The organism is Glycomyces sp. NRRL B-16210, from assembly GCF_000719515.1.
Lineage (GTDB): Bacteria > Actinomycetota > Actinomycetes > Mycobacteriales > Micromonosporaceae > Glycomyces.
Window position 1 is genome coordinate 253783 of record NZ_JOGR01000006.1, and the last position, 18311, is coordinate 272093.

19 protein-coding genes, 1 tRNA gene and 1 riboswitch are annotated in these 18311 nt (G+C 71.3%); of the genes, 15 read left to right on the top strand and 5 right to left on the bottom strand.

Going from position 1 to position 18311, the window contains the following annotated elements; all coding sequences use genetic code 11:
- Nucleotides 1-45: 45 nt before the first annotated feature.
- The 14 genes from IF12_RS24000 to IF12_RS0110145 all read left to right on the top strand — a co-directional run bounded on the left by IF12_RS24000 (nucleotide 46) and on the right by IF12_RS0110145 (nucleotide 12515).
- On the top strand, nucleotides 46-924 hold the full coding sequence (locus IF12_RS24000; protein WP_030157579.1) for a DnaJ C-terminal domain-containing protein: 879 nt from the start codon (nucleotides 46-48) through the stop codon (nucleotides 922-924).
- Nucleotides 925-999: 75 nt separating this feature from the next.
- Nucleotides 1000-1106: riboswitch (TPP riboswitch) on the top strand.
- A complete protein-coding gene (thiE, locus tag IF12_RS0110090) occupies nucleotides 1099-1794 on the top strand; it encodes a thiamine phosphate synthase (RefSeq protein WP_051704208.1) in 696 nt (231 codons plus the stop codon). It overlaps the preceding riboswitch by 8 nt.
- Nucleotides 1794-2945: a glycine oxidase ThiO gene (gene thiO, locus IF12_RS0110095; protein ID WP_081913456.1), complete on the top strand. Its 1152-nt coding sequence runs from the start codon at nucleotides 1794-1796 to the stop codon at nucleotides 2943-2945. The genes thiE and thiO overlap by 1 nt, the downstream gene beginning before the upstream one ends.
- Nucleotides 2942-3133: a sulfur carrier protein ThiS gene (gene thiS / locus IF12_RS0110100; protein ID WP_030157586.1), complete on the top strand. Its 192-nt coding sequence runs from the start codon at nucleotides 2942-2944 to the stop codon at nucleotides 3131-3133. Before thiO ends, thiS begins: the two co-directional genes overlap by 4 nt.
- Nucleotides 3134-3135: 2 nt before the next feature.
- Complete coding sequence (locus IF12_RS0110105) at nucleotides 3136-3951, top strand: thiazole synthase (RefSeq protein ID WP_051704209.1); 816 nt, start codon at nucleotides 3136-3138, stop codon at nucleotides 3949-3951.
- On the top strand, nucleotides 3948-4787 hold the full coding sequence (gene thiD, locus IF12_RS0110110) for a bifunctional hydroxymethylpyrimidine kinase/phosphomethylpyrimidine kinase (protein ID WP_051704210.1): 840 nt from the start codon (nucleotides 3948-3950) through the stop codon (nucleotides 4785-4787). The genes IF12_RS0110105 and thiD overlap by 4 nt, the downstream gene beginning before the upstream one ends.
- 17 nt (nucleotides 4788-4804) lie before the next feature.
- Nucleotides 4805-5284: a hypothetical protein gene (locus IF12_RS25590; RefSeq protein WP_133884218.1), complete on the top strand. Its 480-nt coding sequence runs from the start codon at nucleotides 4805-4807 to the stop codon at nucleotides 5282-5284.
- Between the two features lie 15 nt (nucleotides 5285-5299).
- Entirely contained in the window at nucleotides 5300-6892 is a 1593-nt protein-coding gene (thiC, locus tag IF12_RS0110115) for a phosphomethylpyrimidine synthase ThiC (protein ID WP_030157593.1), read from the top strand.
- A gap of 419 nt (nucleotides 6893-7311) precedes the next feature.
- Nucleotides 7312-7755 (top strand): 50S ribosomal protein L13, encoded by a 444-nt coding sequence (rplM, locus tag IF12_RS0110120; protein WP_030157596.1) that lies wholly within the window; start codon nucleotides 7312-7314, stop codon nucleotides 7753-7755.
- A 25-nt stretch (nucleotides 7756-7780) separates the two neighbouring features.
- Nucleotides 7781-8365, top strand: coding sequence for a 30S ribosomal protein S9 (rpsI, locus tag IF12_RS27185; RefSeq protein ID WP_035748747.1), 585 nt, complete (start codon nucleotides 7781-7783; stop codon nucleotides 8363-8365).
- A 237-nt stretch (nucleotides 8366-8602) separates the two neighbouring features.
- Entirely contained in the window at nucleotides 8603-9931 is a 1329-nt protein-coding gene (gene glmM / locus IF12_RS0110130) for a phosphoglucosamine mutase (RefSeq protein ID WP_030157600.1), read from the top strand.
- A 234-nt stretch (nucleotides 9932-10165) separates the two neighbouring features.
- Nucleotides 10166-11047: a LemA family protein gene (locus tag IF12_RS22915; RefSeq protein ID WP_051704211.1), complete on the top strand. Its 882-nt coding sequence runs from the start codon at nucleotides 10166-10168 to the stop codon at nucleotides 11045-11047.
- Nucleotides 11048-11090: 43 nt separating this feature from the next.
- On the top strand, nucleotides 11091-11762 hold the full coding sequence (locus tag IF12_RS0110140; protein ID WP_133884220.1) for a hypothetical protein: 672 nt from the start codon (nucleotides 11091-11093) through the stop codon (nucleotides 11760-11762).
- Between the two features lie 57 nt (nucleotides 11763-11819).
- Nucleotides 11820-12515 carry a hypothetical protein gene (locus IF12_RS0110145; RefSeq protein ID WP_051704213.1) on the top strand — a complete coding sequence of 232 codons (696 nt, stop codon included), beginning with the start codon at nucleotides 11820-11822 and terminating at the stop codon, nucleotides 12513-12515.
- On the opposite strand, the gene IF12_RS0110150 is transcribed toward IF12_RS0110145, so the two are convergent.
- On the bottom strand, nucleotides 12504-13613 hold the full coding sequence (locus tag IF12_RS0110150; protein ID WP_133884221.1) for a hypothetical protein: 1110 nt from the start codon (nucleotides 13611-13613) through the stop codon (nucleotides 12504-12506). The two genes, IF12_RS0110145 and IF12_RS0110150, sit on opposite strands and share 12 nt — an antisense overlap.
- 110 nt (nucleotides 13614-13723) lie before the next feature.
- Here IF12_RS0110150 and IF12_RS0110155 point away from each other — a divergent pair.
- Nucleotides 13724-13798 (top strand) — tRNA-Gln (locus tag IF12_RS0110155).
- 128 nt (nucleotides 13799-13926) lie between these two features.
- Here the strand turns inward: IF12_RS0110155 and IF12_RS0110160 are convergent.
- From IF12_RS0110160 to IF12_RS0110175, 4 genes are read right to left on the bottom strand one after another with little or no spacing between them, the layout of a single operon-like run.
- The gene (locus IF12_RS0110160) at nucleotides 13927-15015 is read right to left on the bottom strand and encodes an ROK family protein (RefSeq protein WP_051704214.1); all 1089 of its coding nucleotides are present in this window, start codon (nucleotides 15013-15015) and stop codon (nucleotides 13927-13929) included.
- A gap of 3 nt (nucleotides 15016-15018) precedes the next feature.
- Complete coding sequence (locus IF12_RS0110165) at nucleotides 15019-16296, bottom strand: sugar ABC transporter permease (protein ID WP_081913457.1); 1278 nt, start codon at nucleotides 16294-16296, stop codon at nucleotides 15019-15021.
- Nucleotides 16293-17066 (bottom strand): ATP-binding cassette domain-containing protein, encoded by a 774-nt coding sequence (locus tag IF12_RS0110170; protein ID WP_231492485.1) that lies wholly within the window; start codon nucleotides 17064-17066, stop codon nucleotides 16293-16295. Before IF12_RS0110170 ends, IF12_RS0110165 begins: the two co-directional genes overlap by 4 nt.
- Before the next feature lie 9 nt (nucleotides 17067-17075).
- A complete protein-coding gene (locus tag IF12_RS0110175; RefSeq protein ID WP_030157615.1) occupies nucleotides 17076-18149 on the bottom strand; it encodes a substrate-binding domain-containing protein in 1074 nt (357 codons plus the stop codon).
- Between the last annotated feature and the right edge of the window lie 162 nt (nucleotides 18150-18311).

The following is an 18311-nucleotide window of genomic DNA, read 5'->3' on the forward strand; positions in this document are numbered from 1 at the left end:
GATGGGTTCGCGATCCCGTGTTCGAGCGAACCCTCGGAGGTCCCCATGACCGGCGACCGGAACGGCGCAGTCGACCTGCCCCTGGACCTGGAGGCGCTCGCCTTCGGCGGCGAGCGGACCGTGCGGGTCGACGCCTCGGGGCCCTGCGTCAATTGCGAAGGCTCGGGCCTCGACGAGGGCGAGACCTGCGCCTTCTGCGACGGCGGCGGCTCGATGGTGACCGAACGCGAGGCCACCGTGCGCCTCGAACCCGGACTCGCCGACGGCGACACGGTGACCGTCCCCGTCGAAGGCCCCGAAGGCGGCGTGCTCGCCATTGTGCGTGAACGGCGCGACCCGACCCTCACCCGGGACGGCTCGGACCTGCGCACCGTCATCGACGTCGAACCCGAGACCCTCGAACGCGGCGACGTCCTCGACGTGGACACCCTCGACGGCGAGGTGGAACTCCGTGTCCCGCAAGGCACCCCGGACGGCGCGGAACTGCGCTTGATCGGCCTCGGCCTGCCCGTCTCCCGCGGGTCCGACGAACGCGGCGACCTCCTCGTCGAATTCCGCGCGATCCGCCCGGCCGCCCCCGAAACGGTCCGCGCCGCGAGGGAACGCGGCTCCGCGACCCTCTGGGCCGGCGTGCTCCTGCTGGTCGTCGGCCTCGCGTTCCTCGCCTCCGCGATCGGCGCGCGCGTGAGCGCCGACATCTGCGAACCGAGCGCCACGATCCGCTGCGTCGTCGTGGTCGACGGGGTCAGCCGCGGCGAGACCAGGCTGAGCGCCGACGAGCAGCGCGCCCGCGCCAACGGTGCGATGGTGCTCACGATGATCCCCGGCGTCGTCTTCGCCGGCATCGGCGTCCACTTGGCCGCCAAGGGAATGCGGCAGCGCGGCGAGCACCGCGCCGAGGAGGGCCAGCGCCGCGCCGACTGACCGGGCGGTGTCCGGATGCTGACACGCACTTGTCGCGGAGCCCCGCGATGGCGTAGCGTGACGGCCGTAAGCGAACGAAACCCACGGGAGTCCGATGCATCGGGCTGAGAGGGGACTTGGTAGTCCCGACCGTCGAACCTGATCCAGGTCATGCTGGCGCAGGGAGAAGGAGCCATGAACGCTACTCGTCTACCGCGACTCCACGTCATCACCGACACGCGCCGCGTGACCCCCGAATCGACTGCCCCGCTTCACGATCCGCTCGCCGTCGTCACCGCGGCGCTGGCCGCCGGGGCGCGGCTGGTCCAGATCCGGCCCGAGGACCACTACAGCGACCGCGCCGCGTTCGACCTCGCCGTCGCCGTCAGAACGCTGTGCGAGGCGTACGACGCGGTGTGCCTCGTCAACGACCGCGTCCACATCGCCCAAGCGATCGGCGCCCATGGCGTTCACCTTGGGGCCGAAGACCTTCCGGTCGACGCCGCGCGCCGGATCCTCCCCGCGGGCGCCGTGATCGGCGGGACCTGCCGCGAGCCCGAAGGGGCGCGCGCCGCGCGCCGCGCCGGGGCCACCTACCTCGGCGTCGGACCCGTCTGGGGGACCGCGACCAAGACCGGTCTGCCGCAACCGATCGGACTCGACGGCCTGGCCGCCGTGTGCGAGGCCGTCGACCTTCCCGTGATCGCCATCGGCGGCATCGACGCCGAACGCGCCGCGCGGTGCCGCGAGGCCGGGGCGCACGGCGTGGCCGTCGTCGGCGCGGTCGCCGCCGCGGCCGACCCGAAGCGGGCCACCGCCGAACTCCTCGCCGCCGTGGGCGAGGACCCGCACGAACCACCGGAGGCCCTGCGAGGGACGGGCGGGCACTGATGCGCGTCGCCGTCGTCGGCGCCGGTTCCATCGGACTCGCCGTCGCGTGGCGGGCCGCTGAGGCCGGGGCCAAGGTCGTCGTGCACGACCCCGAACCCGGCTCGGGCGCCTCGCGCGTGGCCGCGGGCATGATCGCTCCCGTCACCGAAGCCCACTACGGCGAAGAGGCCCTGACGCCGTTCATTGCCGCGTCCGCCGACGCCTGGCCCGCCTTCGCCCGCGAGCTCGAGGCGGCCTCCGGGCTCGGGGTCGGGTTCCGGGACGTGCCGACCGTCGTCGCCTGCGTCGAGGACGGCGACCGCGCCGAACTCCAGCGGCAGGTCGACCTCTACCGCCGCACCGCAAGGCACGTCGAGACGCTCACCGCGCGGGCCGCCCGCAAGGCGGAGCCGCTGCTCAGCCACCGCGTCCGCGCCGCCGTCCTCGCGACCGAGGACCGCGCGGTGGACCCGCGCGCCGTCCACACCGCGCTGCTGGCGGCCGTCGAGGACGCCGGCGTCGAACTGCGGAGCGACCGCGTCGACGACCTCGACGCGATCGAGGCCGACCAGGTGGTGCTCGCCGCCGGATGCGGCTCGGCGAACTTCAGTCCGAAATGGAGCATCCCGGTGCGCCCCGTCCGCGGTGCGGTCCTGCGCCTGCGCGCGGTCGGCGACCAGCCGGTGCCGCGAACCACCGTGCGCGGCTATGTGAAAGGCCACTCGGTCTACATCGTCACGCGCGACAGCGGCGAAGTCGTGGTCGGCGCGACGAGCGACGAACGCGGCTTCGACCGCCGGACCGGCACCGCCGGCGCCGTCCACGACCTGCTGCGCTGGTCCGTGGAACTGGTCCCCGAGATCGCCGAGTACCACCTCGAAGAGGTCAGCGTCGGCTTCCGGCCCGGCACCCCCGACAACCTGCCGCTCATCGGCCGGCTCGACGAGCGGACCGTGGCCGCGACCGGCCACTACCGCAACGGCATCGCGCTCATCCCCGCGACCGCGACAGCGGTCGCGGCCCTGATCGCGGGGGAGGAGCCCGACTCGCTCGCGGCCTTCGATCCCCTGCGCTTCAACCGAAGTGAGGCCAGGACGCGAACTCTCACTGCCGCACCGAACACCACCACACGCCCCGTTCCCGAACCCACCACTGAGGAGGCGGACTCGTGAAGATCCACATCAACGGCGAAGCGCGCGAAGGCATCGCCACCATCACCGACGCCGTCGCGGCCGTCACCGAAGCCCGGCGCGGCATCGCCGTCGCCCTCAACGGCGAAGTCGTGCCCCGCGCCGAATGGGACCGGCCGCTCACCGACGGCGACGCCGTCGAAGTGCTCACCGCGACCCAAGGAGGCTAGCCATGGACCCGCACCACGACCCGCGACAGGCCCCCGGACCCGCGCCCGGCCTCGCCGACCTCAAGATCGCCGACAAGACCTTCACCTCCCGGCTCATCCTCGGCACCGGCGGCGCCGCCAACCACGCCCAACTCGCCGACGCGATCACCGCCTCCGGCACCGAACTCGTCACCGTCGCCCTCCGCCGCGTCGACCCCGGCGCGCCCGGCTCCCTCCTCGACGTCATCGAGGCCTGCGGCGTCGACCTCCTCCCCAACACCGCCGGCTGCTTCACCGCCGAGCAGGCCGTGCGCACCGCGAAACTCGCCCGCGAGGCCTTCGGCACCGACTGGATCAAACTCGAGGTGATCGGCGACGAGGACACGCTCCTGCCCGACCCCGTCGAACTCCTCGACGCCGCCGACGCGCTCGTCGCCGACGGCTTCACCGTCCTGCCCTACACCAGCGACGACCCCGTCCTCGCCCGCCGACTCGAAGACGCCGGATGCGCCGCCGTCATGCCGCTCGCCGCCCCCATCGGCACCGGCCTCGGCGTCCGCAACCCGCACAACCTCGCCCTCATCTGCGAGCACGCCGGGGTCCCCGTCATCTGCGACGCCGGGATCGGCACCGCCTCCGACGCCGCGCTGGCGATGGAGCTGGGCTGCTCGGCGGTGCTCCTCGCCACCGCCGTCACCCGCGCCGCCGACCCCGCGCTCATGGCCGCCGCGATGCGCGACGCCGTCAACGCCGGGCGCGCCGCGCGCCTCGCCGGACGCATCCCCAAGCGCCACTTGGCGAAAGCCTCCTCCACGTTCGAAGGGCTGGCCGAACTGTGAACCGCGCACGTCGTGAATGGCCGCAACCGCCGGTCGCGCTCACCATCGCCGGCTCCGACTCCGGCGGCGGCGCCGGCATCCAGGCCGACCTGCACACCTTCGCCGCGCACCGGGTGCACGGCACCAGCGTCGTCACCGCGATCACGGCCCAGAACACGCGCGGCGTCACCGCCGCGCAGTCGATCGGCGCGGACCTCGTCCGCGCCCAACTCGACGCGGTGCTCACCGACTTCCCTGTGGCGGCCGTCAAGACCGGGATGCTCGGCGGGGACGAACTGCTCGCGGTAGTCGCCGCCTACGGGCAGGCCGACCGGCTGCCGAACCTCGTGGTCGACCCGGTCATGGTCACCACCACCGGAGACTCGCTGTTCGCCGGCGACCCGGCGGCGTACCTCGGTGAGCTCGGGCCGCTCGCGACGGTCCTGACGCCGAACCTGGTCGAGGCGCGGCAACTCCTCGGCCGCGACGTCGACGGGCTCGACGACATGAGGGAGGCCGCGCGGGCGCTGGCGACCTATGGGCCGCGGGCGGTCCTGGTGAAGGGCGGGCACGGCGCCGATACGCGTTCGGCGGCGGTGGTGGACGTGCTGTGGTGCGACGGCCAGATGCTCGACCTCGCCGCGCCGCGGGTCGCGACCCGCAACGACCACGGGACCGGTTGCACGCTCGCTTCGGCGATCGCGGCGCGGCTGGCGCTGGAGCATCCGCTGACGCAGGCGGTGGCGGGCGCGAAGGCGTATGTGACCGAGGCGCTGCGGGCGGCCGCCGAATGGCGGCTGGGCACCGGGCCCGGACCGGTCCACCACCATCACGGCCGCAAGAGCGCGGCGCTGTGAGGGGAGGCGGGGGAGCGGTGGCGGTTTTCGGGCATGCGGAGAAGGTTTGCGTGATTCCGGGCGCCCCCGAATCAACAGTGCCCGAGGGGTCCGACATCGCTTTGGGGCGGTTGTTCGATGGGGCGACTTTCGGGCATGCCGGGAAGGTTTGCGCGAATCGAGGCGCCCCCGAATCAACGATGCCTGCGGGGTCCGACATCGCTTCGGGGCGGTTGTTCGATGCGGCGGTTTTCGGGCATAGCGCGAAGGTTTGCGCGATCTGGAGCGCCCCCGATTCAACTGTGCCTGCCGGGTGTGACATGGCTTCGCGGGGGTTGTTCGAAGCGGCGGCTTTTGGACATGGCGCGAAGGTTTGCGCGATCTGGAGCGCCCCCGAATCAACTGTGCCCGCCGGGTCCGACATCGCTTTTCGGCCGGTGTTCGACGCTTCGGTTTCTGGTGCGGCCCTTATTCGCGACCGGGTTTCGGCGCGGCGGTTCCGCCGCGCCTTCGAGTGATTCTCAGGAGACAACATGAACGCTAGAAGCAAGGTCTACGTCGAAGGGCCCCGGGCCGACATCCAGGTCCCCTTCACCGAGGTCGCCCTCGACGGCGGCGAAGCGCCCGTGCGCCTCTACGACACCTCCGGGCCCGGCTCCGACCCCGAGGTCGGGCTCCCCAAGCTCCGCGAGGCCTGGATCGCCGAGCGCCGCCCGCTCCCTGCCAGTCGCCTCTCCCGTGACGGCGCCGACCTCCCCTGCGCCACGCAGCTCCACTACGCCAAGCAGGGCATCGTCACCGCCGAGATGGAGTTCGTCGCCGTCCGCGAGGGCCTTTCCGCCGAGTTCGTGCGCTCCGAGATCGCCTCCGGCCGCGCCATCATCCCCGCCAACGTCAACCACCCCGAGACCGAGCCGATGATCATCGGCAAGAACTTCCTCACCAAGATCAACGCCAACATCGGCACCTCCGCCGTCTCCGACTCCATCGCCGCCGAGGTCGAGAAGCTCACCTGGGCCGCCAAATGGGGCGCCGACACCGTCATGGACCTCTCCACCGGCAAGCACATCCACGAGACCCGCGAGCACATCATGCGCAACTCGCCCGTCCCGATCGGCACCGTCCCGCTCTACCAGGCACTCGAGAAGGTCAACGGCGACCCGGTGAAGCTCAGCTGGGAGGTCTACCGCGACACCATCATCGAGCAGGCCGAGCAGGGCGTCGACTACATGACCGTGCACGCCGGGGTCCTCCTGCGCCACGTGCCCCTCGCCGCCCGGCGCGTCACCGGCATCGTCTCGCGCGGCGGCTCGATCATGGCCGCCTGGTGCCTCGCCCACCACCAGGAGAACTTCCTCTACACCCACTACCGCGAGCTGTGCGAGATCTTCGCCGAGTACGACATCGCCTTCTCCCTCGGCGACGGCCTGCGCCCCGGCTCCATCGCCGACGCCAACGACGAGGCCCAGTTCGCCGAACTGCGCACCCTCGGCGAGCTCACCCACATCGCCTGGGAGTACGACGTGCAGGTCATGGTCGAGGGCCCCGGCCACGTGCCCATGCACAAGATCAAGGAGAACGTCGACCTCCAGCAGGAGATCTGCGGCGAGGCCCCGTTCTACACCCTCGGCCCGCTCACCACCGACGTCGCGCCCGCCTACGACCACATCACCTCCGCGATCGGCGCCGCCATGATCGGCTGGTTCGGCACCGCGATGCTCTGCTACGTCACCCCCAAGGAGCACCTCGGCCTGCCCAACCGCGAGGACGTCAAGGAGGGCGTCATCGCCTACAAGATCGCCGCCCACGCCTCCGACCTCGCCAAAGGCCACCCCAAGGCGCAGGAATGGGACGACGCGCTCTCCAAGGCCCGCTTCGAGTTCCGCTGGCAGGACCAGTTCAACCTCTCGCTCGACCCCGACCGGGCCCGCGAGTACCACGACGAGACCCTCCCTGCCGAACCGGCGAAGACCGCGCACTTCTGCTCCATGTGCGGCCCCAAGTTCTGCTCCATGAAGATCAGCCAGGAGCTGAAGGAGTACGCCGAGCGGGGCATGGCCGACAAGAGCGAGGAGTTCCTCGGCTCCGGCGGGAAGGTCTACCTCCCGGTCGTCGACGCCAAATAAGCCGTACAACGTACGTTGTACGATGTAGAACGTGTCCCGTGCGTTCTAGGTCGTACAACGCACATTGTTCGCCGTACGAAGTGCCTCGCACGCCGCACTTAGTACAATGTACTGCGTACGAAATCAGTTCCGATGCTGTATCCGAGGTCACGGCGGCCGCCGTCAGGGGGGCCGCCGTGACCGCGTAGACTTAGCGGCTGTTGTTCGAGTACCTCCGCACCAGGGCCGATTCCCGGCCCGCGAGCATCACCGCGGAGGCGCTGTCCAACGAATCCCACGCCCGATCGGTCCGCGGCCCGAGGTCTTCACCGAGAGCCGCACCGCCGGGCGCGCGCCCGTGTCGGGCCGCGGGGATTCAGGCGGTCCCGCCCACATCTGCGGGATTCGTTCCACACCGACAACGAAAGCTAGGTAACACTGTGCCGACGTACAGCCCCAAAGCGGGCGACCTCGACCCGCAGTGGCTCGTGATCGACGCGACCGACGTGGTGTTGGGTCGTCTCGCGACGCACGCAGCCGATCTGCTCCGCGGCAAGCACAAGCCCACCTTCGCGCCGAACACCGACGGCGGCGACTACGTCATCGTCGTCAACGCCGAGAAGGTCGTGCTCACCCGGAACAAGCTCCAGACCAAGAAGGCCTACCGCCACTCCGGCTACCCGGGCGGTCTCAAGGAGAAGTCCTACGCCGACCTGATGGAGAAGGCCCCCCACAAGGTGGTCGAGAAGGCCGTGTTCGGCATGCTGCCGAAGAACAAGCTCGGCCGAGCCGTGTCCAAGAAGCTGAAGGTCTACCCGGGTCCGGGCCACCCGCACGCCGCCCAGCAGCCGAAGCCGTACGAGATCAAGAAGATCGCGCAGTAGGCGCGGGCGGAACAGGAGCAACCATATGAGTGACGAGATCCAGGCCAACGAGGCCGCCGAGACCGAGACCCCCGAGACCGCGGCCGCGGAGGCCCCCGTCGAGGTGGCCGAAGTCGCCGAAGCCGTCGAGACCCCCGCCGAAGCGCCCGTCGAGGTGCCGGTCGAGGTCCCCGCCGACGTCGCCGCCGCGCCGTCCGTGCCGAGCATCCCCGCGGTGCCGGCCGACCGCCCGATCCAGACCGTGGGCCGGCGCAAGCGCGCCATCGCCCGCGTCCGCCTCGTGGCCGGCACCGGCAAGTACGTCGTCAACGGCAAGAGCCTCGAGGACTACTTCCCGAGCAAGGTCCACCAGCAGACCGTGGCCGAGCCCTTCGTGACCGTCGAGGCCGGCGACAACTTCGACGTCCTGGTCAACATCCACGGCGGCGGCGCCACCGGCCAGGCCGGCGCGCTGCGCCTCGGCATCGCCCGCGCGCTGCTCGAGGTCGACCCGAACATGCGCCCGGCCCTCAAGGCCGCCGGCTTCCTGACCCGCGACGCCCGCGAGAAGGAAAGCAAGAAGTACGGTCTCAAGAAGGCGCGCAAGGCGCCGCAGTACTCGAAGCGCTAGCACGCCTTCCCCGCCCGCGGGGAAACGCGCTAGTCTGCACAGGCGACGGGGCTGCCGAGGAGGACATCTTCGGCGGCCCCGACTCCTTTCGCAGTCCGGTAAACCGCACGGCATCGTCAAACAGCCACAGGACCGGTCCCGGGTACAGCACGCCGCGACAGAGCCCCCACACGGCTCGCAAGCGTCGCCGAGCAGGGCCTGACCCGCACCGGCACCGCCAAGATGGGAAACCACACCGTGTCACGACTGTTCGGCACCGACGGCGTACGGGGGCGGGCGAACGCCGACCTCACGCCCGACCTGGCGCTCCGCCTCAGCATCGCCGCGACCCGGGTGCTCGGCGCCGCCGACCGGCGCACCGTCGCCGTCATCGGCCGCGACCCCCGCGCCTCCGGCGAGATGCTCGCCGCGGCCAGCGCCGCCGGGCTCGCCGCCGCCGGAGCCGAGGTCATCGACCTGGGCGTCCTTCCCACCCCCGCGGTCGCGCACCTGACGGCCCTGACCGGCGCCGACTTCGGCGTCATGGTCTCCGCCTCCCACAATCCCATGCCCGACAACGGCATCAAGTTCTTCGCGGCCGGCGGCCGCAAGCTCCCCGACGAGGTCGAGGACGCCATCGAGGCGGCCATGGCCCGCCCGGCCCCGCTGCCGCAGGCCGAGGGCGTCGGGCGCATCGCCCGCTCGGTCGACCCCGTCGAGGCGTACATCGAGCACCTCGTCGAGGTCTGCCCCAATCCCCTGAACGGCCTCAAGGTCGTGCTCGACCCCGCCAACGGCGCGGCCACCGGCGCGGCCCCCGAGGCGCTGCGGCGCGCCGGGGCCGAGGTCGTCACCATCAACGACGACCCCGACGGCCTCAACATCAACGAGAACTGCGGCTCGACCCACATGGAGGGGCTGCGCGCGGCCGTCCTCGCCCACGGCGCGGACGCCGGGATCGCCCTCGACGGCGACGCCGACCGCTGCCTGGCCGTGGACGCCGAGGGCAACTACGTGGACGGGGACGCCATCATGGCGATCCTCGCGCTCGCGATGCGCGAGGCCGGGACGCTGCGCGGCGACACCCTCGTCGCCACCGTCATGTCGAACCTCGGCCTCCACCAGGCCATGGGCGCGGCCGGGATCAACCTCGTGGTCACCGGCGTCGGCGACCGCTACGTGCTCGAACGCCTCGGCGAGGGCGACTTCTCGCTCGGCGGCGAGCAGTCGGGGCACATCATCCTGTCCGACCACGCCACCACCGGCGACGGCACGCTCACCGCCATCATGGTGCTCGCGCGCATGGCCGCCACCGGCAAGACCCTCGGCGAGCTCGCCTCGGTCTTCACCCCGGCCCCGCAGGTGCTGCTCAACGTGCGGGTCGCCGACAAGTCCGTCATCCACCACGAGTCGGTGCGCGACGCCGTCGCGCTGTGGCAGGCGAAGCTCGGCACCGACGGACGGGTCCTTTTGCGGCCCTCGGGGACCGAACCGCTCGTGCGCGTCATGGTCGAGGCCTCCGAGGAGCCGGTCGCCCAGTCGGTCGCGGCCGAACTCGCGGCCGTCGTCGAGCACGCTCTGGCGTAGGCCGGCCCGGACGGCCCGGCCGGACTCGCTTGTGGCCGGCGGACCGCGCCGGGACTCGCCCCATTCACCGCTTCCTATCGGCGCCGATTCCGTACGCCTCCAGCGCTTGCGAGCCGCGTCGCGCGCTTGCGCGAATGCGTCGTCCGCGCTGCGCCGATGGGGGACCGTTCACCGCCCCGAGCTGGGGCAAGGCTGGGACCTCCGGTTGGCATAGATGCACTAAGCTCTCATTCCATGACCACTGTCATCGTGATCCTCGTAGTCGTTCTGGTGATCGCCCTCATCCTGGTGTTCACCGCCCTGGGCGGGCGCAACAAACTGGTGCGATTGCGGAACATCACTCAGGAGTCGTGGGCGCAGATCGATGTCGAGCTCCAGCGCCGGTACGACCTCCTCGACAACCTGATGTACGTCGTCCAGCAGGCCGCCGGCGCCGAGAACGCCACGCTGCGCCAGGTCGCCGACGCCCGGTCCAGGGCGATGCAGGCGCGGCAGGACCCGAACGTGGGCCACGGCGGCCAGGGCGCCGCCGAGGGCCAGCTGACGCAGGCGGTGCGCGGCGTCATCCACATGCAGGAGTCCTACCCGGCCTTGCAGACGAACCAGAACTTCCTCCAGCTCCAGACCGAGATCGCCGAGACCGAGAACCGCATCGCGGCCCCGCGCCGGTTCTACAACGCGAACGTGCGCGAGTACAACACCGCGCTCCAGGTCTTCCCCGGGTCGATCTCGGCGCGGATGGGCGGGTTCCAGCCCGAGGAGTACTTCGAGCTCGACAACCCGGCCGCTCGCACCGCGCCGAAGATGCGCGACATGGGCGGGCCCGGCTTCATGCAGCAGCCCCAGCCTCAGCAGCAGCAGTTGCCGCCGCAGGCGGCGCCCGGCCAGGTCCCGCCCGGCTACGGCCAGCCCCAGCAGGTCGGCTACCAGCCCCCGCAGCCCGGCTACGGCCAGCAGCCCCAGCAGCCCGGCTACGGGCAGCCGCAGGCGCCGCAGCCCGGTTACGGCGCCCCGCAGCCCGGCTACGGCGCTCCCCAGCCCGGTTACCCGCAGCAGCCCCAGCAGCCGCAGCAGCCGCAGCAGCCCGGATACGGACAGCAGCCCTACGGCCGGTAGCCGCGCGCACGATCCCCAACGCCCGTAAGAAGGATTCACCCCAGTGAGCAATACGAGTAGCGACGGCCTTCCGTGGTGGGGTTATGTCCTCTGCCTGGTGGTCGTCGGCGTCGGCGCCTATTTCGCCTGGCGCGCCCGCCAGAAGAAGATCGCGATGTACCGGGCCTGGGCGGCCCAGTACGGCTTCCACTACGAGCCGACCGACAACTCGGTGGCCGGGCTGTCGACCGAGTCCCCGTTCAACGAGGGCCACTCCCGCAAGGGCATCGACGTCTTCCGCGGCATGTACAAGAACATGCACATCGTGTTCTTCCAGTACCAGTACACGACCGGCAGCGGCAAGGAGTCGCAGACGCACGTCCACCAGGTCGTCGCGATCGGCCTGCCGACGCCGCGGCCGCTGCTGGACATCGGGCACGAGAACTTCCTGTCCAAGCGGTTCTCCAAGGACATCGACTTCGAGAACCAGACGTTCAACGACACGTTCAAGATCAACTCGCCGAACCGCCGCTTCGCGTTCGACGTCATCCACGCCCGGACCATGGAGTGGATGCTCGCCGACCAGCGCGCCCGCTCCTACCAGTGGCGCTTCGAGGGCCCCTGGCTCATGACGTTCCGCTCCGGCGCGCTCAAGCTCGAAGAGGTCTTCTTCTACGCGGACTTCCTCATCGACGTCTTCGCCCAGGTGCCCCGGCACGTCTGGTCCAACAACTAGCGACGGGCACGGGCCGCGCCGGAGGGCGCGGCCCGTCGCCGTGCACACGGGAGTCCCATGTCGATCACCGGCGCCGCCGCCGCGCTCGCGATACCGCTCGCGTGCTGCGTCGCCCTCGTCGGCGGGACCGTCCTGCTCGTCCTCTACACGCGCCGCGCCCGCAACGCCCGGATCGCCCAGTGCGCGGCCTGGGCGGCCCGGCACGGATTCCAGTACTGGCCCGACGACCCCACGGCGCTGGGGATCTCGGGGCACAACCCGTTCGACCTCGGCCACTCCCGCCGCGCGTACGACGTCCTGCGCGGGCGCTACCGCGACGCGCACCTGCACTGCTTCCAGTACGTGTTCGTCACCGGCGGCGGCCGGAGCCGGACCACGCACACCTACCAGGTCTACGCGATCAGCCTCCCCAAGAGCCGCCCGTACCTCGACATCCGCCACGAGAACGCCCTGTCCAGGCGCTTCGAGAAGGACCTCGACTTCGAGAACCAGGCGTTCAACGACGAGTACCGCATCGAGTCGGACAGTCCGCGGTTCGCCTACGACGTGATCCACCCGCGCACTATGGAGTGGATGCTCGCCGACCAGCGCGCCCGCTCCTACCAGTGGCGTTTCGAGGGCTCCTGGCTCATGACCTTCCGGACCGGCGGGCACGACCTCGACCAGGTCTTCCACTACGCGGACTTCCTCCACGCCGTCCTCGGGCAGGTGCCCGCGCACGTGTGGTCGGACCCGAACCCCTCAGCGCGCTGAAAGCCCCGACAAGTCCACTTCGCCGAACGTGGGGGTCGACCAGACCTCGGGCCCGCACGCGCCCAGGTCGGTGCGCACCTCGCCGCCCGGCAGCGCCACGACCTTGCAGGTGAAGTCGGCGTCGACCACGAGAGCGGCCGCGCCGCCGTCGAGCCCCTCCAGCGGGCGCACGGCGTAGAAACCGCCCTCGCTCACCCGATCCCAGGAGTCGCCGTCGAGGCGCCACAGGCCCATCGGCTCGTCTTCGAGGCACCCGTCGTACAGCTCGGCGAAGACCGCGTACAGCTTGCCGCCGTTGAAGAACAGGTCCCAGGTCAGCACCTGCCCGCCGCGGCTCGCCTCGGGCGGCGCCACGACCGGCCCCGCCTCCAGCGAGGCGGTGTCGACCACGACCACGCCTTCGTTGACCGGGCACCCGTCCTGGCCGTCGCCCTCGTACTCGACCGCGAGGGCGCCGCCGCCGGCGCTCAGCGCCGTCCGCTGCGTCCACTGCCCCTGCCCTGACGGGAGGTCGCCGACTGCGGCCGCCTCGCCGGTGCCCGGGTCGAGGAGCCACAGGTCCTCGGTGTCGGTGCGCGACTGCGGGCCCTCCTCGCCGACCAGGATGCGGCCCTCGACCGCGCCCCACACGCTGCCGCCGCGGGCCTGCTCGGCCTCGACCGGCACCGGTTCGGTCCCGTCCGAGCCGTCGGCCGGGAGCCACCGGATCTCGCCGTCGCCGTACGCGAACAACTGGTCGTCGCCGAGGTAGACGCCCTGGCAGCCCGGGCCGCACTCGTGGTGCAGCGCGGGCCCGTCCGGACCGGCCCACTGCCAGAAGCCGCCGCCGACGTTGACGGTCATGAGGCCGCCGCCGGGGGACCACAGCACGCGCTGGCCCGGGGTCGCGAAGGAGCCTTCGAGCGGGCGGGCCTCGCCGTCCCACACCGCGACCACCGTGGAGTCGCGGGCGACGATCACCGCCAGGCTCGGCGGCGCGTCGACCGCGCCGGTCTCCTCCGAGGACTCCGGCGGGCCTTGGCAGGCGCCGGCGAGAGCGAGGGCGGCGGCACTGAGGACGGTTGCCGCCCAACGGCTCCTGGAGACGGATCGAGGCATGGGCCCACCCTATGGCGCGGCGGCCGGGTACGGACGGGAACGGGCCGGTGTCGCCCTGCTGCTAGAATGGCTCCGCGCGGGACGGTCGATTCGATCGACGCCGCCCGCGGTGGCCCGTGGTGTAATTGGCAACACTACTGATTTTGGTTCAGTCATTTCAGGTTCGAGTCCTGGCGGGCCAGCCATCCACACCCCTTCGCGAACCAGGGCATCAGCCTTCAAAACGGACACCTGGGGGCCCCATTTCAAACATCCCCGGCGGGTCCGACAGTGCCGGTCTCGAACAAGTCCCGAGCTCCGGTCGCATTCGCGCTCACCGCATCCGGTCGAACAGGGCCGCGAAGCCCGTCTCCGCCGCACCGATCAGCGGGCCCTCCTGGCCCAGCACCGGCGTGCGCAGCCGCAGCCGCGAACGCAGATGCGGCAGCGTCGTCTCCGCCAGCGCCGACCGCACCGGCGCCGCCGCCGACAGGTACAGCTCCCGCAGCCAGCCGCCGAACAGGATCTCGTCCGGGCCCGTCGCGGTCACCACCGCGCCCAGCGCCCGCCCCAGGTCCTGACCGGACCTGCGCAGCCCGTCCTTCGCCGACGCGTCGCCCATGCCCGCCGCCATCGTGGCGCGCTCGATGTCCTCGGCGTACCCGAAGGCCTCCATCTCCGCCTCCAGGCACCCCCGCAGCCCGCACGCGCACTCCTGACCGTTCGGCTCCACCACTATGTGCCCCAACTGGATCGACCCGCCGCGCTGCGACCGGCCCTCCACCACCAGCCCAGCGGTCACGCCCCGGCCCCCGTGCAGGTACAGCAGCTTCGTCGCCTCGAAGGCGTCGCCCCGAGTCCACTCGCCGACCGCCGCGGCCGTCGCCGTGTCCACCACCAGCCACTCCCGGCCGGTCGCGTCCGCCAGGTCCGCCGCTACATCGCTGCCGGCCCAACCCAGCTCCGTCGAATGCGCCACCTCGCCCGCGTCGACCAGCCCCGGCACCGCCGCGACCGCCTCGGCCCCCGCGCCCTCCACCAGCGCGGCCGCCGCGGCGGCGGCCGCAGACGCCTCCACCCCCGTCAGCAGAGGCGTCTCGGCCCGCTCCAGCACCTCCCCGCCCAGTCCGTACAGCGCGAACCGGACCCGGTCGGCGCGGATCTCCACCGCCGCCACCGATTCGGCCTTGGGAACGCAGGCGACCAGGGTCGAAGGCCGGCCGGCCGAACCGGTCGACCGGCCCGTCGTCTCCTGGATGTGGCCCGACTCCGCCAGGTCCGCGGCGATCGTGGCGATCGTGGACCTGTTGAGCCCCAAGGCCTCGGTGAGTTCGGCGCGCGTCTGGGGACCATGCCGGTGGAGCTGTTCGAGCAGTGCCGCCCGGTTGCGCCTGCGCAGCTCCTCGGTCCCTGGCCGAGCCACCGCTCAGTGCCTGCCGAACAGCTTGCCCCGGCCCCGGGACATGGCGTCGACGCCCGCGGCGAGCAGCAGCACCGCCCCGGTCACGCCGAAGCGCACGCCGGAGCTCAATCCCATCAAGCCCATGCCGTTGTTGATGATCGCCACGACCGCTCCGCCCAGCAGCGCGGCCCGGACGGTGCCCTTGCCGCCGAAGAGGCTCGCGCCGCCGATGACGGCCGCCCCCACCGACAAGAGCAGCACGTTGGAGCCGCCGGTGTTCGGGTCCACCGACGCCGCCCGCGAGGCCGCGACGATGCCGCCGACCGCGGCCATGGCCGAGCAGATCACGAACGCGGCGATCCGCACCCGGTCGACGTTGACGCCCGCGCGCACCGCGGCCTCGGCGTTGCCGCCCACCGCGTAGAGGTGTCGCCCGAACCTGGTGCGGTGCAGCACGAACGTCCACACCGCGAACAGCCCGCCCAGGATCACGACCACCACGGGCACGCCCGTGAGCGAGATGATCTGCGGGTTCGCCGAGCGCTCCAGGTTGAGCAGGAACACCGTCGCCGTCAGCAGGGCCGTCAGCGACGCGATCCGCGCCAGCACCACCGCGAGCGGCTCGTGCACGAGCGAGCGGCCCACCCGCCGGCGCCACCGGTTCAGTTGCAGCGCCGCGTAACCGGCGACCGCCAGGACCAGGAGCACCCAGCCCTGCCACCGCTCCAGGTTCCCGCCGGCGACGGCCTTGACCGTGTCGTTGTGGATCGTGATGTTCGTGCCCTCCTTGAGGATCATGAGCACGATCCCCTGGAAGGCCAGGAACGCCGCGAGCGTCACCACGAACGAGGGGATGCCGAGCTTGACCACGAGCGTGCCCAGCACCAGCCCGATCACCACCCCGGTGGCGATGGCCGCGCCGATGGCCACCGGCCACGGCATCCCCCAGTTGGTGAGGACCACCGCCATGATCGAGGCGCACACGCCCGAGGCGAACCCCGCCGACAGGTCGATCTCGCCGATGACGAGCACGAACACCAGGCCCATGGCGATGCACGCCACGGCCGCGCCCTGCCCGAAGAGGTTCGCGAGGTTCCCCACCGACAGGAACACCGGCTGCGAGGCCCCGAAGAACGCGCACAGCGCGATGATCCCGGCCACGGCCGGAAGCGCCCCGACCTCGCCCGAGCGGACCTCGGACCAGTAGCCCTTGACGTGGTCGAGCACGGCGCGGACCGCGCCCGGCTCGGTGCCGGCCCCCGGCGGGGCCTCGGCGTCTTCCGCTTGCACAGGCGCGCTCACTGCCGGGCTCCGTTCGTGCCGTTGGTGTCGATGAGACCCGACGTTCCGGACCGTCCGCTGGTGATCAGCTCGACCACCTGCGACTGGGTCGCGTCGGCCGCGTCGATCACGGCCGCCATGCGCCCCAGGTACAGCGCGGCGATCCGGTCGGCCACCGCGAAGACGTCGTTGAGGTTGTGGGAGATGTAGAGGACGGCCAGGCCCTGGTCGGCCAGGCGCCGGATGAGTTCGAGCACCTGGCGGGTCTGGGCCACGCCGAGCGCGGCGGTCGGCTCGTCGAGGATGACCAGCTGCGAGTTCCACAGGACCGCCTTGGCGATGGCGACGGTCTGGCGCTGGCCGCCCGAAAGGCTGGCGACCGGCTGGCGGAGGTTGCGGATGGTCCGCACGGCGAGCGACTTGAGCGTCTCGGCGGCGAGCTGCTCCATGGCGTCGTCGTCGAGGACCAGGCCCCGGCGCTTCTCGCGGCCGAGGAAGAGGTTCTCGACCACGTCGAGGTTGTCGCACAGGGCGAGGTCCTGGTAGACGACCTCGATGCCGAGCGCGGCGGCGTCGCGCGGATCGGAGATGGTGCGCACCTCGTCGTTGACGCTGATGGTGCCGCCGTCGATGCCGTGGATGCCGGCCACGCACTTGACGAGGGTGGACTTGCCGGCGCCGTTGTCGCCGACGAGGGCGCAGACCTCTCCGGCGTCGATCGACAGATCGACGTCGGAGAGGACCTCCACCGGTCCGAAGCGTTTCGAGAGTCCGGTGAGTTCGAGCAGCACGTGCAGCCCCTAACCGATCCCGTGCTCGTCGCACAGCGCGGCGAAGTCGTCGGCGCACAGCTCGGCCGCGTCGACGTAGCCGTCGTCGACCACCGCCTGGATGTTGTGGGCGGTGACGGCGACCGGGTCGAGGAGCACCGAGGCGACCTCGTCGCCCGAGACGGGGTCGACGACGCTGGCGTCGGTCTCCGGCTTCTCGCCGTTGGCGAGGGCCACGGCCAGCTCGGCGGCCGCGTTGGCCTCCTTCTCGACGGCCTTGTAGACGGTCATGCACTGGTCGCCCAGCAGGATGTTCTGGAGGCCCTGGACGGTCGCGTCCTGCCCGGTGACGGGCACGGTGCCGTTGAGGCTGTTGCGCTCCAGGACGGTGATGACCGCGTGCGCGAGGCCGTCGTTGGCCGCCAGGACCCCGTCGATCTCAGTGCCGGTGTCGGTGAGCATCTGCTCGAAGAGGGTGCCGCCCTGGGCGTTGTCCCAGTCGGGGACCCACTCGTCGGGGCCCTTGGTGAAGGTGCCGTCCTCGTAGAGCGGGTCGAGGACCGAGTCGTAGCCGTTCTTGAACAGCGTGGCGTTGTTGTCGGTGGGGGAGCCGTTGAGTTCGGCGATGAGCGGGTTCTCGACCCCTTCGAGGCAGTCGACCAGGCCCTGGCCCTGGAGCACGCCGACCTGCTCGTTGTCGAAGCTCACGTAGTAGTCGGCGCCGCCGCCCTCGGTGAGGCGGTCGTAGTCGATGGTGGCCACGCCCTGGGACCTGGCCTTCTCGATGACGGTGGCCCCGGTGCCGGAGTCGAGGTTGACGGTGACCAGGACGTTGACGCCCTTGGTGAGCATCTGGTCGGCGATGGTCTGGAAGTCCTCGCGGCTGCCCTGGGCGTTCTGGATGTCGTAGTCGACCCCCGCCGCCTCGAAGGCCGCTTCGAGGTACTTGCGGTCGGCGGTCTCCCAGCGGTCGGACGAGGCCGAGTCGGGGAGGATGACGCCGATGAACGGGGTGTCGCCGTCGCCGCCGCCGTCGGCGTCGTCGTCCCCACCGCCGCAGGCGGTCAGGGTCAGGGCGAGCGCCGCGGCGGCGGCCGTGCCCATCGCGGCCCGGCCGAAGGAGCGGCCGGCTTTCGGACTGTGCGTTCTCAGAAAGTGCATGAGAGGTGCCTCCAGTATTTGTTGTTGACTGCAACATATGACGCGTGATGCAGATCGCACAAGTCTCAGCGGTGTGGAGAACGTGTTCCATGCGTAACGATTCGG